Here is a 16921-nt window from a genome sequence, read left to right as displayed (position 1 = left end):
AGAAAACCTTGATATGACAAGGTCTTTAAGCGTTTTTTTAGAGAATACAAAAACACAATCAATGGTTCGCTGCAAAATACTGGTTGATACACATGGTAAAACGTTGATATCATAAGGTGTATCACCTGTATATAGATAGGGTTTTATCTGAACTATGTGGGATATAAAGCACTATGCAAACGGTGGTTTGTTCAATCCGAATGATGTTTTATCTGAACTATGTGGGATATAAAGACGTGAGAAATATGATCTGGTCCACCATAAGTACCTGTTTTATCTGAACTATGTGGGATATAAAGAAACTAATAAAAACTAAACAGGTAATAAAAAGTATTAGTTTTATCTGAACTATGTGGGATATAAACGAAGGTGTGTCACCGTTTCTAGATGAGATTATTGAGTTTTATCAAAACGTGGTGGGATATAAACACTGTTATGGGAATTGACTACGGTAGTGGCGGCAAAGTTTTATCTGAACTATGTGGGATATAAATATGGGTGTTTTTTGCCCAAATCCCCTAAAAGGCTTAGTGACAGGGTAGCTGCTCTAGACCGCAAAGTATTGTTTTCATCCTCTAATCAATAGATTACACTCAAATTAGTAATTACTTTAGATTAGGGGAAGAGGATTTATGAAACGAAATTGGAATGAGGATGAGCTTCTAGAACATTTTGCCGTAGTACCAATTGAAAGAAAGCTGATTGGAAATAAAACAGGGGCAAGTCGTTTAGGCTTTACAGTATTATTAAAGTACTTTCAACAAGAGGTACGATTTCCAGCAAAAAAACAGGATATTCCCAAAGTGGTCATTGAATTTATAGCACATCAATTGGGATTATCTCCAACGCTCTTTGAGGAATATCGTTGGGGAGCAGAGGAAAGAAATTTTACTTACCATCGAAAGCAAATTAGGGAATTCTTCGGTTTTAGAGAGCTTACGGCAAAGGACAACGATCTTTTGACAGATTGGTTAAACGAACAAGTTCACTTTACACATGATACTGACTATTTAAAAAATCAGGCATACAGTCTGTTTCGTAAGTGGAAAGTCGAACCTCCCTCAAATGGAAGTTTAAAGCGAATGATCGATTCTTCCATTGATACTTTTGAAAAGAATATGTATAAATCGACTTATCAGCAGCTGTCTCCTAGGACTTGTTCAAGATTAGATGCGTTACTGGAATCTTTTGCTGATGAGGTATCAGCAGAAGGTTTTGAAGAAGAGTTTCATAAGGAAAAGGAATCAGATATTTTAACTTTTCGTCAACTTTTATCTTCTCCTAGCAAACCAAGTGTAAACACCATGGAAATGGAAGTTAAAAAATTGTTAGCGATTCGGCATCTACACATTCCTCCAAGATTATTTCATCATTTGACTCCGAAATTAGTAAAGAAATATCGACTTCGTGCAGCTACAGAAACCGTAACGGAATTGCGTGCACACCCTGCACCCATTCGCTATACCCTTCTTGCCATTTTATTTTCGCATCGTCATGAGGAAGTCATTGATTTTTTAGCTGATTTATTGGATGAAATTACGCTTAAATTCGGAAATAAGGCCAAAAATACAACCCGAAAAGAAGCAGTAGAAGAATTAGAAAGAGTCCAAGGAAAAAATAAACATATTGTCAATTTATTAAAAGCAACCGTAGATCACCCAGAAGGGGTCATTCAAGATACTTTATTTCCTATTGTTAGCTCTGATATGATTCGAGATATTATTAAGGACATGACAAAAAATAACCGGGAGTACAAAGAAAAAATCTATACAAAAATGCATTCTTCTTACCAAGGGCATTATCGGAAGTCTCTTTCTAAAATTTTAAACAACCTTACTTTTCGCTCAAATAATCAATTTCATCAGCCGATTATTGAGGCCATCCAACTTATTCGAGAGTATGGGGAAAGTGGGCAGCGTTATTTTGCTGCTGGAGATGAAGTTCCCATTGAAGGCGTAATTCAGCCAAAATGGAAAGATGTCATTGTCGAGACAGACAGCAAAGGGATTGAAAGAGTAAATCGAATCAATTATGAAATTGCTGTCATACAATCGCTTCGAACTCGACTTCGTTGTAAAGAAATTTGGATTGAGGGTGCTGATCGATATCGAAACCCGGATGAAGATCTCCCTCAAGATTTTGATGAGCACAAGGAAGAATATTTTCAAGCACTGAAAGCTCCTCTTGATGTAGAGCCTTTTATCAAAGATATTATACAGTTGATGAAAGATAAACTCTATTTATTGAATCAAGGGCTAGGCGATCAAAGTAACGAAAAAGTAGCGATTACTTCTAAAAATAACAAGGGGTGGATTAGAGTTACTCCACTCGAAAAGCAACCAGAACCTCCACATGTGACGATGCTTAAACAGGAGATTAAGAACCGTTGGGCAGACATTAACCTATTGGACTTACTAAAAGAAACAGATTTTCACACGGAGTTTACCAAACACTTTAAAACCACAGCCAGCCGAGAGATTTTAGATCGAGAAACCGTCCAACGACGGCTTCTTCTAAGTTTATTTGGATTAGGAACGAATACAGGTTTGAAAACAGTTTCTGCTGGAAACCACCTAGATAGTTATCGGGAACTTCGGTATATACGCCAAAAATTTATTCATAAGGATCATTTGCGAAAAGCCAACGCAGAGGTTACCAACCATATCATCTACAATCGAATGAAAGAGGTATGGGGAGAAGCTACCACTGCATGTGCTTCCGATTCAAAACATTTTGGCTCTTGGGATCAGAACCTGCTTTCTGAATGGCATCCTCGTTATAAGAAACATGGAGTCATGATCTATTGGCATACAGATCGTAAGTCAGCTTGTATTTATTCTCAGCTTAAGTCCTGCCTTTCTTCGGAAGTGGCAGCAATGATGGAAGGGGTTCTTCGCCACTGTACGGACATGGAAGTTGACAGAAATTATGTCGACACACATGGACAAAGTGTCGTTGCTTTTGCTTTTTGTCATCTACTTGGTTTTAAACTAATGCCACGCTTTAAAAATATCGGGTCTCAAAAGCTATATCGTCCAGAAGCCGGCATGAATGAGGAATATCCTCACCTGCAACAGGCTTTAAGTAGACCGATTAACTGGGATCTTATTCGGCAACAGTATGAACAAATCATTAAGTTTGCAACTGCTCTACGGTTAGGTACTGCTTCTGCCGAATCCATATTAAAGCGATTTACAAGGGATACGAAACATCCAACCTATCAGGCTTTATGTGAATTAGGAAAAGCGATTAAAACAATCTTTTTATGTGATTATTTACACTATGAAGAGATTCGTAGGGAGATCCATGAAGGATTAAATACAGTGGAACAATGGAACTCGGTTAATACCTATATTTTCTATGGAAAAAACAGTGAAATTCGTTCCAATTCGATAGAAGATCAAGAGGTGTCTGCCTTATCACTTCAATTGCTGCAAAATTGCCTAGTCTATATGAATACATTAATGGTACAAGAAGTGCTTTATGACAATAACCAATATTGGTTGAAGAAAATGACTCCAGAAGATTTTAGGGGATTAACACCTTTATTTTATCATCATGTCAATCCATACGGAACTTTTGAACTCGATATGGATCAGCGAATACCTATTAAGTTGAAAGTGTCGTAGTTTTCATTATTTTGATCGGTTACTAAACCCAGCTAATGTCTCGTCATGATATTAGCTGGGTTTAGCAATGAACACTGAAAAGAGTGCATTCCTTTCTGCGGAAAAGCCGCCCTTTAATGAAATACAAAAAAAGTAGTTCTTTACCATAACAATATAATCATTCAAGCTGACTACGGAGGAGTATTTAAAGTAATAACACAATCACTAAAAGGCTATGCTACTACTGACCGCCGCACCTCAATCCAAATGAGGCTACTAGCGCGATGATCACAGCGGCCGTCGCTGCCAGGAATGCATCTGAGTACGATACAGCGTCCAGTACATAGAGAGGATTTATGGAATGATCAGCTTCTCGTCGAGCTGATAATATTGCCCCAATAATTCCAGCCCCTGTACCTGCTCCAAGGTACAAAGCACCCTGGAAAATTCCCATTCCCACTCCGACTTGTTCTTTCACTAGGGAACTTACCGCAGCATTATTGGCTGAGGAATTTATAAACGCAAAGGCAATACCTACGCCTAGGACTCCTGCTGACACCAAAATAGGAGAAGCTCCAGAAGCAAATGTTGACAAGAATAAAGTTGAAATCCCCATAATTGTCAGCCCTGCGATAATCAAACGTTTAGCCCCCAAACGATCAGAAATACGGCCAACAAAAGGAGAAAAAATCGCCACAGCCGCACCTCCCGACAATAGTATCATTCCTGCCTCTCCAGGAGAGAGTCCATTCACTTCTACGACCAGCAATGGAACGAAAACAAGAACTGCAAAATAGGCAAACATCGAAAAAAACGCTACGATTACCGAATTTACATAATACTTATTTTTGAACAGGACAGGAGGCACAAATGGATTCTCTGCGGTGACAATGCGCCAGATAAACCCTAACAAAGCCAATAAAGAGCCAATTAGACTACCAAACGAAGAGAACGAAGAAAAACCAACCGTCTCCCCCTGTGTTATGCCAAAAAGAAGTAAACCTACTGTAAGTCCAAGCAAAATCCCACCGATAAGATCAAAGCTCCGATGGCTCCCGTCCTCTAACATCGGTGTGATAGTCGGGAGCGCATAGAGTGCACCGAGAACGATAATGATGGACAACAAAAACGTGAACCAGAACAGAGATTGCCAACCTAATAATTGACCGACTAATCCTCCAAAAATCGGACCCGCAGCAGTTCCGACACCGATACATCCTGCTATGAGGCCCAGAGCACCCCCTCGTTTTCCTTCAGGAAAAACCTTCGCAATGGCGACAACTGAAAGCACCGGAATAGCTGACATTCCAGCACCTTGAACCATTCGTCCCAAAACCAATAAGGGAAGGTTAGGAGCAAGTGCACAGATAAGACTTCCAATCGTCAATATCAAAATGGCAAAAGAGAACAGCTTTCTCAACTCAAAAAAGTCCGACATACGCCCATAAATGGGAACGCCAATAGCAAGTACGAGTGCTATACCACTTACCACCCAACTGACTTGAGCTTTCGAAGCTTCTAAATCTTCGCTTATAAGTGGAAGAACTGGATTGACCAAATCAACCGTTATAGCAGCCACAAGTACAGATAGAGCGAGTACCATCATTAAGATCCTTGTAGATACTTCCTTTTTTGATGGACTAAATTCTTTAGACTTTATATTAAATTTCATTATATTTGCCTCCTAAAATTATTTGTTGTTATTTTAGGAGGCTAAATCCATGCTTTTCACCAAAATCCTCACCCCACATTATTTTGCACTTTTTTAATACTTATTTTGCGTGATAAAAAATGTTGAGTTATTAAAGAAAATTTTTATTTTGATATTAAAACCTTCTTTTTAACATAAACCATAGATGAATCTCACTAATTAAAAATAAAAGAAAACTTAATAAAAATAATCCCCAGTATTTTTACCATATTAACATTAAATTCCATTTAATTAAAGTAATTAATTGGAACACAGCTTGTTAAACTAAATGGCTCGATTGCTGAATAACCTATTGTCATGTTAATACATACTATTACCAAAAACCAGTATTTTTGTAACGCTTTTTCATCACCCTACTAACCTTTGATTTTATTAAGATTATCGGTTACCAAAAATAATTACCAAAATTATTACCAAATACCTTTACAATAAGATCCCCTCTAGTAAAATAAAAAATATACAAGTTTACTGGAGGTTACAAATGATAATTGGTTATGCTCGAGTATCTACTATTAACCAAAACTTAGATCGGCAAATTAATATTCTTACTGAATATGGGTGCAAAAAAATAATAAAAGAGAAGTTTACTGGTACGATTAAAGATCGAAAAGGACTTCACCAACTGTTTGATGTAATCAGACAAGGAGATTCAGTTGTAGTGGAAAGTATTTCACGTTTAGGACGTAAAACATTGGATATCCTCAACATTATTCAGCAATTGGAAGAGATGGGGGTGCAATTCATTTCTTTAAAAGAAAATATGGATACAAGAACCTCTACGGGGAAAGCCATGTTCCAAATGATGTGCGTCATTGCTGAATTAGAAAGAAACCTTATTGCTGAGAGAGTAAAGGAAGGACTCGAAGCAAGTAAAAGGCGTGGGAAAACATTAGGTAGACCCAAGTTGGATAAAGAAAAGCTTGCTGTTGCGCTACGGATGTATGATAGTAAAGAATATTCTATAAAGGAGATAGTCTCAGCAACTGGAATATCTCAAGGTTCCTTATACAGAGCAGTCAATAGAAGAAGACTTGAAGAAATAAAAAAATAGGGCGTTTTATTATTTCTCCAATTTTACTTTGCGGTCTACAGCAGGAACCCTGTCACTAAGCCTAAAAGGGGGAATTAGCTTAATTAATTAAAAAATTATACTCTGTGTCAAAAAGTACACTTTATGACATAGCTAAAAATTTAGACTTTTTCATTTCAAAAATACAACTTAAACACATTTGAAATATGTCAATACAATTGTATATGTTTTGAAACACGTATTCTTAAGAGTAACCAAAAGTCTTTATTTATGAGGACTTTTTACAATGCGTTTTTCTTATTCCCCCTTTTCGAGGGGATGGGAAAAAACACCCAAATCTAATGAATTGGCAAAACGAGTCACAAGGTATTTAATTGAAAAAGTTTTAAGATGGGATACAAATGAAGTGAAAAAAAGCTGGAGTCAACAGATAATAAAGAAATTCAAATTCTCTACAGCTCTTCAAAAATATCAATCAAGTCCTTATGCGATGTTCAATGATGCATATCCTAACTGTATTAAAGAATGGGAATTAGCTGTAACGCCCAAAAATTTTTGGACAAAGCACACAGCAATAGAAGCTTTGAGATGGACAATTGAAGAAAAAGAACAATTAACTGATGAACAGTTATTGAAAATATATTCTGCAAAATGGTTGGCAAAGCAAGGATTAAAGTCCCCTCTCGGTAAATATTGGAGTTGGAGCCCCTATGCAATGTTAAATGATTTATACCCTAATCGTTTTCCAAAAGAGAAGTTAAAAGGTTATAGAAATAAGAGTTTGTGTGAAACGATACTTTTAACTTAGTAGAAATGTGAAAATCCAGTTAATCAATAACTATATTTAAAATTAAGAAGAGTGGAAGATGCGATTTTATCTGTCATAAACCCCTTTCATATAAAAAAACCGGATTATTTATTTTCCGGTTTTTTTTAGTAGCCTATTTTTCTTGAAATATAGGATTCTTATATTTCTAACAGTTAAACTTAATAATAAACTTGTCCGCCATTAAGGTAAACAGTGTATCCATCTGGATCTAAATTTTTTAATTGAATTTGATAATTCCCTCCACTTTTTGTAAACTGACCAACAGGAACATTTACCCCACCTAAGAAACCACCAATTTTTAAAGAGCCTGCCTCTGAATTCCCTTGAATTACTCGAACAGCAATTAAAGGGAATTTTTTCTTAGCATCCACAACTACACTTTGCGGTTTATAAAAATTTCTTCCCCCACCAACCCAAATATTATTACTAAATTGTGCTGCCGGATAATTAAAAACAGTTAAACCAGCGGCTTTTACTTTTTCTAAAGCAGCTCTGTGAGAGTTTTGTAGATTTTTATCAGTTGAACTAATCAAGTTATTATTTGCATCATAAGAAGCTGAAAAAGGTGTACCATCAACTTTTGGTTCTTTATAAATACCTGGAGCAATTATTTCTTTTCTAAGTTGATTTATTTCCTCTTCAGAGTAAGATTTAATTAAATTCCCATCTTTATCATAAGCTTCTATAAATGGTTTCATGTTATCAAGTTTTTCTCGATATTCTTTACTATAGTTTGCTTTTTCTGTAGGACCAGATGTAGCAGTAGATGAAGTTTCGCCGAATGCGGCACTCGATGGTATTAGTAGAGATGTAGATAACGCTAACAAAGCAACTTTAGATAAATATTTTTTTTCATAAACAGCCTCCTCTTATATATAATTTGTATAACAACCTCATCATATCTTACAAATATTGTATGTGTAAATGTGTTTTCAGAATATTTTTTCACCTTTTGTTTTTGGGAACATTTTTGTGAGTCGTACCAGAATAATAGGGATACGGCTTACACTAGAAACTTTAAAAATTTTGGGAACAAAATTTTTTTTATGTACTACAATAAAAAGAAGAACCCTAATGATAAGGATTCTGCAACAGGAAACAACAAATATATAAACAAGAAAAAGAATACTTATATTATAGCTAATATATCTATAATGTAATATTGAGAAATAATTATATTAATCTATTATGTATTACGTAGCAATCGTTGAAATAGCTTGTTTATAGATGTGTTGCTGTTTACCATGAACCATCATAAGAACAGTGAATTTATCCATCGCCAGGATCTGTCCAGGTATGCGAACACCACTCTTTAAAAATATAGTGACTTTCCTTTTTTTCTAATTCCTGCTGTCTTTTATCATTGAGTGTTTGTGATTCCAATTCACTTTCTATTTTTCTAAACCATTTACCGATTTTACTTAAATAATATCTTTTTACTTCCCCATATGGGATCCAAATTTCACGTTCCTCTATTCGATCCATTACTTCACCAAGAATCTCGTCATGCTCGTATTTTTTTGGTTTTCTATGATTTACTTGTACAAATTTTGTATATTCCCTTCGAAGCCAATTAGAAATGCGCTCTCTTTGTTGTTGTCTGAGATGCGACCATTTTTTATTTGTTTGACGAATCTGTCCATTAACTTTTATATGATTTTTCATAGACACGCCTCCTATTACTGTCAAAATGAGAATATAGAACTATCGTAGCACAGCGAATTCAAAAAAGGGAAAGAATCCCTTGATGAAGAACTCTGATTTTATTATTAATAATTATGGTACGTGAAATTATTTAGATGTAACTTAAAAAAGCTCCTCTAAAAGGAGCCAATTATTTTACAAGATTCTTCTGTAATTCCTCCATTATAAGCTTTGCACCTGCTGGGCTTAGCGTAATCTTTCCACCTGCTAAAGAAATATTTTTATCAGATACTTCTCCTGTTATTGTACAAACACCAACAGGTTGATACTTTTGTAAAACAATTTTTTCTCCCTCTACAAAAATCTCTAGTGGAGTTTTTTCTTTGAAACCTAAAGTATCCCTAAGTTCTTTTGGGATTACCACACGCCCTAATTCATCTACTTTTCGAGTTATTCCTGTTGATTTCATATAATCTCTCCCTTGTACAGTCTATATATCTTCATCTTTTATACCCTATGCCATTTTTTATTGTAACAGGTTATCCCCAAATACACCTTTGTGAAAAGGGATACTGTGTGTCTTCCATCTATTGTCTCCTTCTTTTGTACAAAGATCTCCCTAAACCTTAGAATGGTAGATCGTCGTCCGATATATCAATCGGCTTCCCTGCTGGACTAGAGAATGGATCATTATTTCGAGGGGATCCTGAATTATTCACACCAGAATATGCATATGGACTTGAAGAGGGTTGCTCTTTTTTTTCATAGGAACTATTTTTCGGTTCTAAGAATTGAACGTTTTCTGCTAAAACTTCAGTTACATAGACACGCTTCCCATCTTGCCCTTCATAATTACGAGTTTGAAGACGACCATCTACCCCAGCTAAACTACCTTTCTTTAAATAGTTTGCTACATTCTCAGCCTGTTTACGCCAAATAACCACTGAAATAAAGTCAGCTTCTCTTTGCCCCTGATTCATGAACGGTCTGTTCACAGCTAACGTAAACGTTGCAACCGCAACACCATTTGGCGTGTAACGTAAATCGGGATTCTTCGTAAGACGACCGACTAAGATTATACGATTTAAAGACATATGTTCATTTCCTCCCTTATCTCACTTTATTTTTTAGGTTCACCAAACCATTCATACATAGCTTGACGGCTAATAATCCATTCTTTTCGCTTTCCTCCTGGCTGTAAAAAATACTTAATTAATCCTTCATCTAACATGCGTTGTAATTCTGCTACCTGTTTTTCGTTCATTCCTGAGGGACTAAATTTATGTTTTAATGTCTCACGAGGAATTCCCCAAAGAAATGATGCTTCACTTGGCGTCATGTACTTTTCGATCTCTTTCATGAATATCTCCTTTGTTGTTTTCCTCTTATGCTATACTGGTTAGTGAAGAGAATGTGCTAGATTCCCTTCACAGTAGAATACTCATTCACTCACATACCCTTTGTTTGCTTTTTGCAACAAAGGGTTTTTATTTTTGATACTTAAATTTTGATTCAAGAATAGCCAAACGGATGAGTTTAAGCTTAATTTCCTTACTTAAAGACAACCACTCCGGCGTATTAATCTTCATCATTCATCGCCCCTTTTCATTACATCATTTTAATGACTATCATATTTTTTTCTAGATCATTGACCTCCAAGTGATACGAAGTACCTGTTGCTTCTAATGCATTGCAAAACATTTGATAATACTTAAAATTGCTAAAATCGAAACCAATTTGACCTTTTGTAAGGAAATGTCTTAAGTCTTGGATTACTTCAACTGACCTCTTTTCATTGTAATCACTCCTTATTAACTCCGCTCTTATAAGGTCATTATAAACCTCTCCTCACGACCTTGTAAGGTCTAAATGTTAAATTTTCTGAATTTTTATTTTTTATTACAGAAGAATAAGTGCAAATTTATATAAATTAACAAGAAATACTTCAAAACATCATTTGAGGTTCATATACTACTTTAAATAAGGTTTTAATTCATCCGATACTTATCGTATTATGGTTAATGATAAAATTCGATACGGAGTAATCTGAGAGTCCGTTTTTATAGGCGCTTCATTTTTTTGAATAAAATTAAAAATGAGCTGAATGTAGTCCTTTCAGCTCATTTATTGACTGCTTCCGTATGTGTACAAGATGGAAAGTGAGAGCAACCAAAAAACTTATTATCATTTTTCTTTGAATATCGAATTACTAATTGATTTTTACAAACTGGACATCTCCGTTCTGCCGGATCTACTTGCTGATACACATATTCTGCTTTTTGTTCTGGATTTACTTTATGAATCAAGTTTTGAAGTTCTAATCGATCTATGAGTTTAACCTGGCATACTCTTGCTAGTTCTTCCGCTTGTTTTGTAAATACACTATTGGTTACGATCCACGCCTCATCAGCCTTATAGTATGCTTTTCCGGCATATACTTCTTGCACAGCTCGAATCCCAACTCGGTTCTTTATTCCATATCGTTTCGCCTGAATAACAATACGATTTTTCCCTTTTAATATGACGTCCACGCCGTAGTCACAAGAACGCTTTGTAACCTCTGGACGGTATCCAAGTTCTCGAAAGAGAGCCTTTAGATACACTTCAAATTGAAACCCATCCATTTTATCAATGAACTGGATCCCCGACTTTGCCATCCTCTTCAAGATTCGAATTTCATGTATTTTTCCAAAACTCCATTTTAAGATATGAAAGATAATATATAGACCTATTCCATACAAAAAAAGCTGTAGTATTCCTGGCATCGCTAATGTATTAGACACTTCGTTCCATCTCCTTTTTCTGTATTTGTACCGCTTGTTTCTTTTGCTGTACCTGCGGTTGTATATGAGACTGTTGCTGTTTTTCTGTTGATTGTATGACTGCTTTCAGTACATCATTCCAATCTTTCTCCTGTGGTGGAAGATGCATTTGGACACGTGGTGTAATCGTTAAAGCCCCCATCTTTGCCGTAAATTCTTTCCCTGCTTTATCATTATCTACTGCGAGGACAATTCGATTCACGGGAAGTCCTTCATCTTTTGCTCCTTTAAATGTACGTAGAACCGTCTTCATTTTCAGACCATTCATACTGACTAACCTTGCATTTTGAAGACGGTTTTGCTGTAACGTCCAATACGAAAGAAGGTCAATCGGACTCTCAAAATAATAAATGGATGTTGGTTTCCCAACATCCACTGTAAATCCTGTATGCGGTTTTCCATTCGGTAAGATTTGTTTGAAAGAGCCTCGCTTATTCTCCATTTTGACCGTACCTTGTCGTTCTGCACCTACTATATCTCCTGTTCCACCTTGTTCCCGCCACTTAAACACAACATTCTTCTTTTTATCTTGTGCAATGAGATCCTGCCCAATCAGCCAATTCACTAAACGGGAATCGATTTTACGTTCCTGGGTTAAATATTGCTTAATCGCTTGTTTATCCTTAACTTCTAAATGCCCTGGATAACGAAATGGCTCATCTTGTTTCTTCTCTCCTTCCTTAGAAGGTGTAAAGGTCGGATAATCACCATGATTCACATCACGGACAGCTTCTTGAAAAGACATACCATAGTACATTCTTGCGAAACTAATGGCTCCATATCCTTTCTCTCCTCGGCTATTCCATACAAACATATTATCTCGAATAATCAGGCTATCATGCTCCGTATGCCGGTGATAGTTGCCCTCTTTTTGAAATTTCTCCCCTTTAGCCTCTAAGTACGACAACAAATCCACATCTTTTGCTTTCATGACTTCCTCCTCTGCTAGTCGATATGTCATGTTGGCACCCCCCTTGTTGTGAATGGTTTCAAGAATAAAAAAAGAGAACTGTTTGTATCAGTTCTCTAGATCATTTATTTTCCAAATAAGAATTTTAATCGTTTTTCTTGTGTACTGTAGGATAACCGAGCGTCAAATTTCTTTCCTGTATTTTTGGACTCAAATCCTTTAATTTGATCGGTCATATTCTTTTCTAATAATTTGATCACATTGTTACTACTAATTTTCTTTCCAGACACGACTCCTGGAACGATAAATTCACAAGTCTTTTTATATTGTTCACATAAGTAGTTCGTTTTTCCTACAATGACTCGGCTCTTGCAAATAGGACATTTCCCTAGTGTACGATCTTCCATCGTTGGAAAACGAAACTTTAAACCCTCCTTATCCAAATAGAGTGCTGCTGTAAATTCACCCTTTTCTCCTTTAAATCCTTGAATGAAGTCTGAACATTGCCCCTTCAGAATCTTCTTGAGTTGGGAAGTAGGAATGGCTTTTTCTTTAATTTTTGCTGGCAACATGAACTTACAACCATTTTTATATTCTGTGCACCCGAAAAATGTTTTTCGGTGAAGAATGTCCCCTTTTTTACATGCCGGACACTTACCAAGAGATAGCTCTTCTGTCGTTGGAAACTGGAATTGTATTTTGCCTTCTCGTAATACTAAATACGCTGAAAACTCTTTCTCACCAGATTTAAAGCCTTTTAACAGATCCGTTTTCTTACTTTCAAACAGCTTTTTTACTTGTGCTTCAGGAATGGCTTTCTCTTTAATTTTCTTTGGCATGCGGATCTCACATTCTGGATAGTTACTGCACCCATAAAAGTTTCCTTTATGAAGAATTTTCCCCTTTCTGCACGGGCAACGACATACTTCAATTTGTTGACTCCAATTCAAAATCATTTCATCCGCTACTTTTTCTTCTGTTTCTCCAAGCTTTGCAACTGTTTCTTTTACAAATGTATTCGTATTTTCCACAAATTCACCATATGGCATTTCTTTCTTTTCGATCATATGAATCATCCCTTCCATTTCAGCCGTATAAGCTGGATTTTTGATTTCATCTATCGGAAATTTTTCTACAAATGCACGACCAATTTTCGTAGTACGAATTTGGCCATTGGTAACTGTGATGTAATTTCTCGTTGCGAGTTTTGGAATAAAGGTCTCTTCTGTTGCGACTGTTCCAATCCGTTTTCCTTTCATTAACTCTTTTAAATGGTCATCATCTAATTTACGACCTGCGGTCTCCATAAACGTTAGAATCGAGCTTTCCGTATGAAATGCTGGTTTCTTTGTTTTCGACTGAATTAAGTCATGTTTTACGATACTGAATGTGTCCCCCTCATATAAAAAAGGGATTTGAAAGCTTTCCACAGAACCTTCTTCCATGTCCTCATGAAATACGCTTAAAAATCCCTTCTCTTGAAGAACCTTCTCTTTTGCACTATATATGTTTTCCTCTTGATCTATAAACTGTACCTCACGTACCAAATAAACAGCCGGTGGCATAAAGTTTCCAATAAATCGTTTCACTATAAGGTCATATAATTGAATTTCTAATGGTTTTCTGTTGGTCCCGTTATATGGTTTTGTTGTCGGGATGATGGCAAAGTGACTATCTACAAGTTCATCGTTAAAAGTGGCATGTTTTTCTGTAATCGTATGCGTATCTACAAGTCGCACCAAATCCGCATAATTGGTAGACTGCAAGGCTTGGAATACTTCTTGTACTCTGCCTACCTTTTCCGTTGGCAAATGCCTGGACGATGAACGAGGATAGGAAATCCAACCTTCTTCATATAAACTCTGAATATGTTTTTTTGCGGTTTCTGCACTCACTTTTAATTTCGAATGCGCCTCTTTATACAGATCCGTCAGGTTATATAATAATTTTGGTTTCTTCTTTCTCGTATTCTCTTTAAACTCTGTTACTCTTAATTCCGTACCAACTAATTTTGCACCAAGCTTTTGCAAAGGAGCCGGATCTAATAACTGGTCTTCTGTCTTCATAACTGCCTCTAAGCCACTGTCTGTGATGAGCTTCAAATTATAGTAGGTTTGCTCTCTATAATTCTCTATCGCTACCTCACGTTGCCAAATCTCATGTAACAGGCACATTTGCACACGCCCCGTTGCCAATAAGAACTGATTTTTAGCAAGTTTTGTTGTGCATCCTCTCGTTACATTGATTCCAAGAAGATAGTCCAGGTATTGCCTAGCTTTTGCGGAGTTTGCAAGTCCATCATAGTTTTCCCCTGGTTCTAATCGATTCAATCCAGCCTCTAACTCTGCCGGTTCGTAAGAAGCGAGAAACAGGCGAGATTGGCGTTTATTTACGCCTGCGTACTCATACATTTCGCGATAAATAAGCTCACCTTCTTTATCACAATCACAGGCATTGACCACATGATCCACATCATGTCGTTGCAACAGATCTACTAAAGTATTGATTTGTTCGATATAATCCGGTTTCACCTTATACTCTGGTTCTACTAATATAGGTAAATGTTCAAACTTAAATTCTTTGTATTTTTCATCCATTTCTTCTGGATGCTTCAGCTCTAATAAATGACCCGAACACCAACTAATAATATATTCCTGGTTTTCAAAATACCCATAATACGGTTTACTACCCATATGCTTTTCTGAATTTCGGAAACGTGGTGATTTCAATAATTCGTATGCAACTTTCGGCTTTTCTGCAATAAATAATGTTTTTCTCATCCTCTATTCCTCCTCATTTATGTAAAATCTTTAATTTTGACGCTTCATTTTTCGTATTTTGAGGCGTTTTACCGCACATTGCCCCATCCATATGCAAATGTTCATTGCCACGACCACAAGCAACATACAACCAGCAAATAACCATGGATTCATGACATCTTTCTCCATTCCCAGTCTTTCTGCAGAAAGACATACATTTGTTTTTTCTCTGACAGTATTTCACGTACAACCTGGATTTCTTCTTTTGGTAAAGTAATAAAAATTAGTTCTTCTGTATCTTTTGTTTCTGCCCATACGCCTCTATAATCGACGTCTACAATCTCAACGATATTTACCATTCTTTTCTCCCCTTTCACTGTTAAAAAGAAGAAGAGTACTGTTTAACAGTACCCTTCTTACAATGTATTTATTAGGAACGTTCCATTTCCGTTTCTTTTGGCTGTTCTTTCTTTTTTACGTTTTTAAACTGATGAAAAATCTGTGAAAATTTGTTTTGTTTCTTCGGTTCTTCCTCCTTACTGGATTCTTTTTTACTATTTTTATCGTATTCTTGCTTCTCGTTATCCAGGGCTTTTTCTATGTTTGATAATTTTTCCCGTTGGAAATCTGTTAGATTCAACCCTTTCAATTCCTGAAGAGCTTCTTTTTTTAACCGATATACTTCAGGATAGGAATGTGTTTTCTCAAACTCTTTCATTTCTTTGACCCGTTCTTCACGACTTTTTGCATACTTTTCCTCTTGTTTCCCTGGGCTATCTTCCTTTTTCGCTTCTTTTGATGCCTGTTTTTTGGGATCAGATGCTTTTTCTTTATCGATTCCCAGCATCGCCAACACTTGCGCCTGGTACTGTTCCTTGTAACGTGTCTCATCCTGAGAAGGAGCAATCTCTTCTAGTACTTGTTCCTTAAATGACTCTTTATAAGAATCTTTCGGATTTTCTTTTGGTACCATTACCTTATCTTTTGTCTGTAATTGTTCTAAAGGCTCAAAAGACTTTTCTACCTTATATTCCATCCTTTGAATGGATGATTCACCTATCATTCCTTGTTCAATTGCTTTCTGCCGTAATGTCGTATATTTGTCTTCTGCACGCATCACTCTCATCATACTGTCTGTATTATATTCATCTTCTTGTCTTTTAGCTTCTACAAATGCTCGGTATCGAGTTTCTAATTCTTTCGGTACATTTTTTACAATTTGATGTGTTTCATTTTGTTTTCCCTCTTGTTCTTTTATCACATCAGATAATGCTTTTTCTCCCTTAAAGCGAAGAGAAGATTTCCCCCAGTCTTCACCATCTATATCCTGTACATATACTTTTACGCTCCCACTATCATGATGAATATCAACTGTCACATCCCCTTGTCCCCAGTTCATATCGCTGGTGACAGAAGGGAAGGACAGTCGAGTCATACCTGGTTCAACACCTCTTTCCACCTCATGCATATTCTCTTTTAGAAACCGCCCTTTTTCCTTTCCAGTCGTACTCATCGCATATTCATATAGTGCATGTTTTACATCTTCTTGTTTGACTTGTTCTTGTATACTCATTTTTACCTTCCTCCTTTAAAATAAAAAATCACTTT

15 protein-coding genes and 1 pseudogene are annotated in these 16921 nt (G+C 36.3%); 3 read left to right on the top strand and 13 right to left on the bottom strand.

Annotation, left to right across the window (positions count from 1 at the left end):
• Window positions 1-632: 632 nt before the first annotated feature.
• Window positions 633-3629, top strand: coding sequence for a Tn3 family transposase (locus QRE67_RS28320; RefSeq protein WP_286125675.1), 2997 nt, complete (start codon window positions 633-635; stop codon window positions 3627-3629).
• A gap of 220 nt (window positions 3630-3849) precedes the next feature.
• Here QRE67_RS28320 and QRE67_RS28315 read toward each other — a convergent pair whose 3' ends face one another.
• Window positions 3850-5280: an MFS transporter gene (locus QRE67_RS28315; protein ID WP_286125674.1), complete on the bottom strand. Its 1431-nt coding sequence runs from the start codon at window positions 5278-5280 to the stop codon at window positions 3850-3852.
• A 520-nt stretch (window positions 5281-5800) separates the two neighbouring features.
• On the opposite strand from QRE67_RS28315, the gene QRE67_RS28310 reads away from it, so the two are divergent.
• Together QRE67_RS28310 and QRE67_RS28305 are read left to right on the top strand one after the other, a co-directional pair.
• Window positions 5801-6370, top strand: coding sequence for a recombinase family protein (locus QRE67_RS28310; RefSeq protein ID WP_286125673.1), 570 nt, complete (start codon window positions 5801-5803; stop codon window positions 6368-6370).
• Between the two features lie 265 nt (window positions 6371-6635).
• Window positions 6636-7157, top strand: coding sequence for a DUF4046 domain-containing protein (locus QRE67_RS28305; protein ID WP_286125767.1), 522 nt, complete (start codon window positions 6636-6638; stop codon window positions 7155-7157).
• A 179-nt stretch (window positions 7158-7336) separates the two neighbouring features.
• On the opposite strand, the gene QRE67_RS28300 is transcribed toward QRE67_RS28305, so the two are convergent.
• The 12 genes and pseudogenes from QRE67_RS28300 to QRE67_RS28245 all read right to left on the bottom strand — a co-directional run bounded on the left by QRE67_RS28300 (window position 7337) and on the right by QRE67_RS28245 (window position 16886).
• Window positions 7337-8005, bottom strand: a complete 669-nt coding sequence (locus QRE67_RS28300) for a hypothetical protein (protein WP_286125765.1) — start codon at window positions 8003-8005, stop codon at window positions 7337-7339.
• Window positions 8006-8371: 366 nt separating this feature from the next.
• A pseudogene (locus QRE67_RS28295) lies at window positions 8372-8518 on the bottom strand (RNA chaperone Hfq); the annotation flags it as partial.
• On the bottom strand, window positions 8448-8843 hold the full coding sequence (locus QRE67_RS28290; RefSeq protein ID WP_286125763.1) for a transposase: 396 nt from the start codon (window positions 8841-8843) through the stop codon (window positions 8448-8450). The pseudogene QRE67_RS28295 and the gene QRE67_RS28290, both read right to left, overlap by 71 nt.
• Window positions 8844-9012: 169 nt before the next feature.
• Window positions 9013-9291 carry an AbrB/MazE/SpoVT family DNA-binding domain-containing protein gene (locus QRE67_RS28285; RefSeq protein ID WP_286125762.1) on the bottom strand — a complete coding sequence of 93 codons (279 nt, stop codon included), beginning with the start codon at window positions 9289-9291 and terminating at the stop codon, window positions 9013-9015.
• 157 nt (window positions 9292-9448) lie between these two features.
• Complete coding sequence (ssb, locus tag QRE67_RS28280; RefSeq protein WP_286125761.1) at window positions 9449-9916, bottom strand: single-stranded DNA-binding protein; 468 nt, start codon at window positions 9914-9916, stop codon at window positions 9449-9451.
• A gap of 26 nt (window positions 9917-9942) precedes the next feature.
• Window positions 9943-10182, bottom strand: coding sequence for a helix-turn-helix domain-containing protein (locus QRE67_RS28275; protein WP_286125760.1), 240 nt, complete (start codon window positions 10180-10182; stop codon window positions 9943-9945).
• Between the two features lie 760 nt (window positions 10183-10942).
• Window positions 10943-11605 carry a restriction endonuclease gene (locus QRE67_RS28270; RefSeq protein WP_286125759.1) on the bottom strand — a complete coding sequence of 221 codons (663 nt, stop codon included), beginning with the start codon at window positions 11603-11605 and terminating at the stop codon, window positions 10943-10945.
• Window positions 11598-12605 (bottom strand): DUF3991 and toprim domain-containing protein, encoded by a 1008-nt coding sequence (locus QRE67_RS28265; protein WP_286125758.1) that lies wholly within the window; start codon window positions 12603-12605, stop codon window positions 11598-11600. Before QRE67_RS28265 ends, QRE67_RS28270 begins: the two co-directional genes overlap by 8 nt.
• A gap of 74 nt (window positions 12606-12679) precedes the next feature.
• The gene (locus QRE67_RS28260) at window positions 12680-15334 is read right to left on the bottom strand and encodes a type IA DNA topoisomerase (RefSeq protein ID WP_286125757.1); all 2655 of its coding nucleotides are present in this window, start codon (window positions 15332-15334) and stop codon (window positions 12680-12682) included.
• 30 nt (window positions 15335-15364) lie between these two features.
• Window positions 15365-15487 (bottom strand): hypothetical protein, encoded by a 123-nt coding sequence (locus QRE67_RS28255; protein WP_286125756.1) that lies wholly within the window; start codon window positions 15485-15487, stop codon window positions 15365-15367.
• The gene (locus QRE67_RS28250; RefSeq protein WP_286125755.1) at window positions 15484-15672 is read right to left on the bottom strand and encodes a hypothetical protein; all 189 of its coding nucleotides are present in this window, start codon (window positions 15670-15672) and stop codon (window positions 15484-15486) included. The genes QRE67_RS28255 and QRE67_RS28250 overlap by 4 nt, the downstream gene beginning before the upstream one ends.
• A 71-nt stretch (window positions 15673-15743) precedes the next feature.
• Window positions 15744-16886, bottom strand: a complete 1143-nt coding sequence (locus QRE67_RS28245) for a hypothetical protein (RefSeq protein WP_286125754.1) — start codon at window positions 16884-16886, stop codon at window positions 15744-15746.
• Window positions 16887-16921 lie beyond the last annotated feature (35 nt).

Origin of the sequence: Bacillus sp. DX3.1, assembly GCF_030292155.1 — a bacterium.
Classification (GTDB): Bacteria; Bacillota; Bacilli; order Bacillales; family Bacillaceae_G; genus Bacillus_A.
This window is presented reverse-complemented; position numbering and strand designations above follow the sequence as displayed.

Bases quoted from the DNA above. Each gene is read 5' to 3' on its own strand.
- QRE67_RS28305 (WP_286125767.1), top strand. From the start codon at position 6,636: ATGCGTTTTTCTTATTCCCCCTTTTCGAGGGGATGGGAAAAAACACCC.
- QRE67_RS28320 (WP_286125675.1), top strand. From the start codon at position 633: ATGAAACGAAATTGGAATGAGGATGAGCTTCTAGAACATTTTGCCGTA.
- QRE67_RS28290 (WP_286125763.1), bottom strand. From the start codon at position 8,843: ATGAAAAATCATATAAAAGTTAATGGACAGATTCGTCAAACAAATAAA.
- QRE67_RS28260 (WP_286125757.1), bottom strand. From the start codon at position 15,334: ATGAGAAAAACATTATTTATTGCAGAAAAGCCGAAAGTTGCATACGAA.
- QRE67_RS28265 (WP_286125758.1), bottom strand. From the start codon at position 12,605: ATGACATATCGACTAGCAGAGGAGGAAGTCATGAAAGCAAAAGATGTG.
- QRE67_RS28245 (WP_286125754.1), bottom strand. From the start codon at position 16,886: ATGAGTATACAAGAACAAGTCAAACAAGAAGATGTAAAACATGCACTA.
- QRE67_RS28275 (WP_286125760.1), bottom strand. From the start codon at position 10,182: ATGAAAGAGATCGAAAAGTACATGACGCCAAGTGAAGCATCATTTCTT.
- QRE67_RS28310 (WP_286125673.1), top strand. From the start codon at position 5,801: ATGATAATTGGTTATGCTCGAGTATCTACTATTAACCAAAACTTAGAT.
- QRE67_RS28315 (WP_286125674.1), bottom strand. From the start codon at position 5,280: ATGAAATTTAATATAAAGTCTAAAGAATTTAGTCCATCAAAAAAGGAA.
- QRE67_RS28250 (WP_286125755.1), bottom strand. From the start codon at position 15,672: ATGGTAAATATCGTTGAGATTGTAGACGTCGATTATAGAGGCGTATGG.
- QRE67_RS28285 (WP_286125762.1), bottom strand. From the start codon at position 9,291: ATGAAATCAACAGGAATAACTCGAAAAGTAGATGAATTAGGGCGTGTG.
- ssb (WP_286125761.1), bottom strand. From the start codon at position 9,916: ATGTCTTTAAATCGTATAATCTTAGTCGGTCGTCTTACGAAGAATCCC.
- QRE67_RS28255 (WP_286125756.1), bottom strand. From the start codon at position 15,487: ATGAATCCATGGTTATTTGCTGGTTGTATGTTGCTTGTGGTCGTGGCA.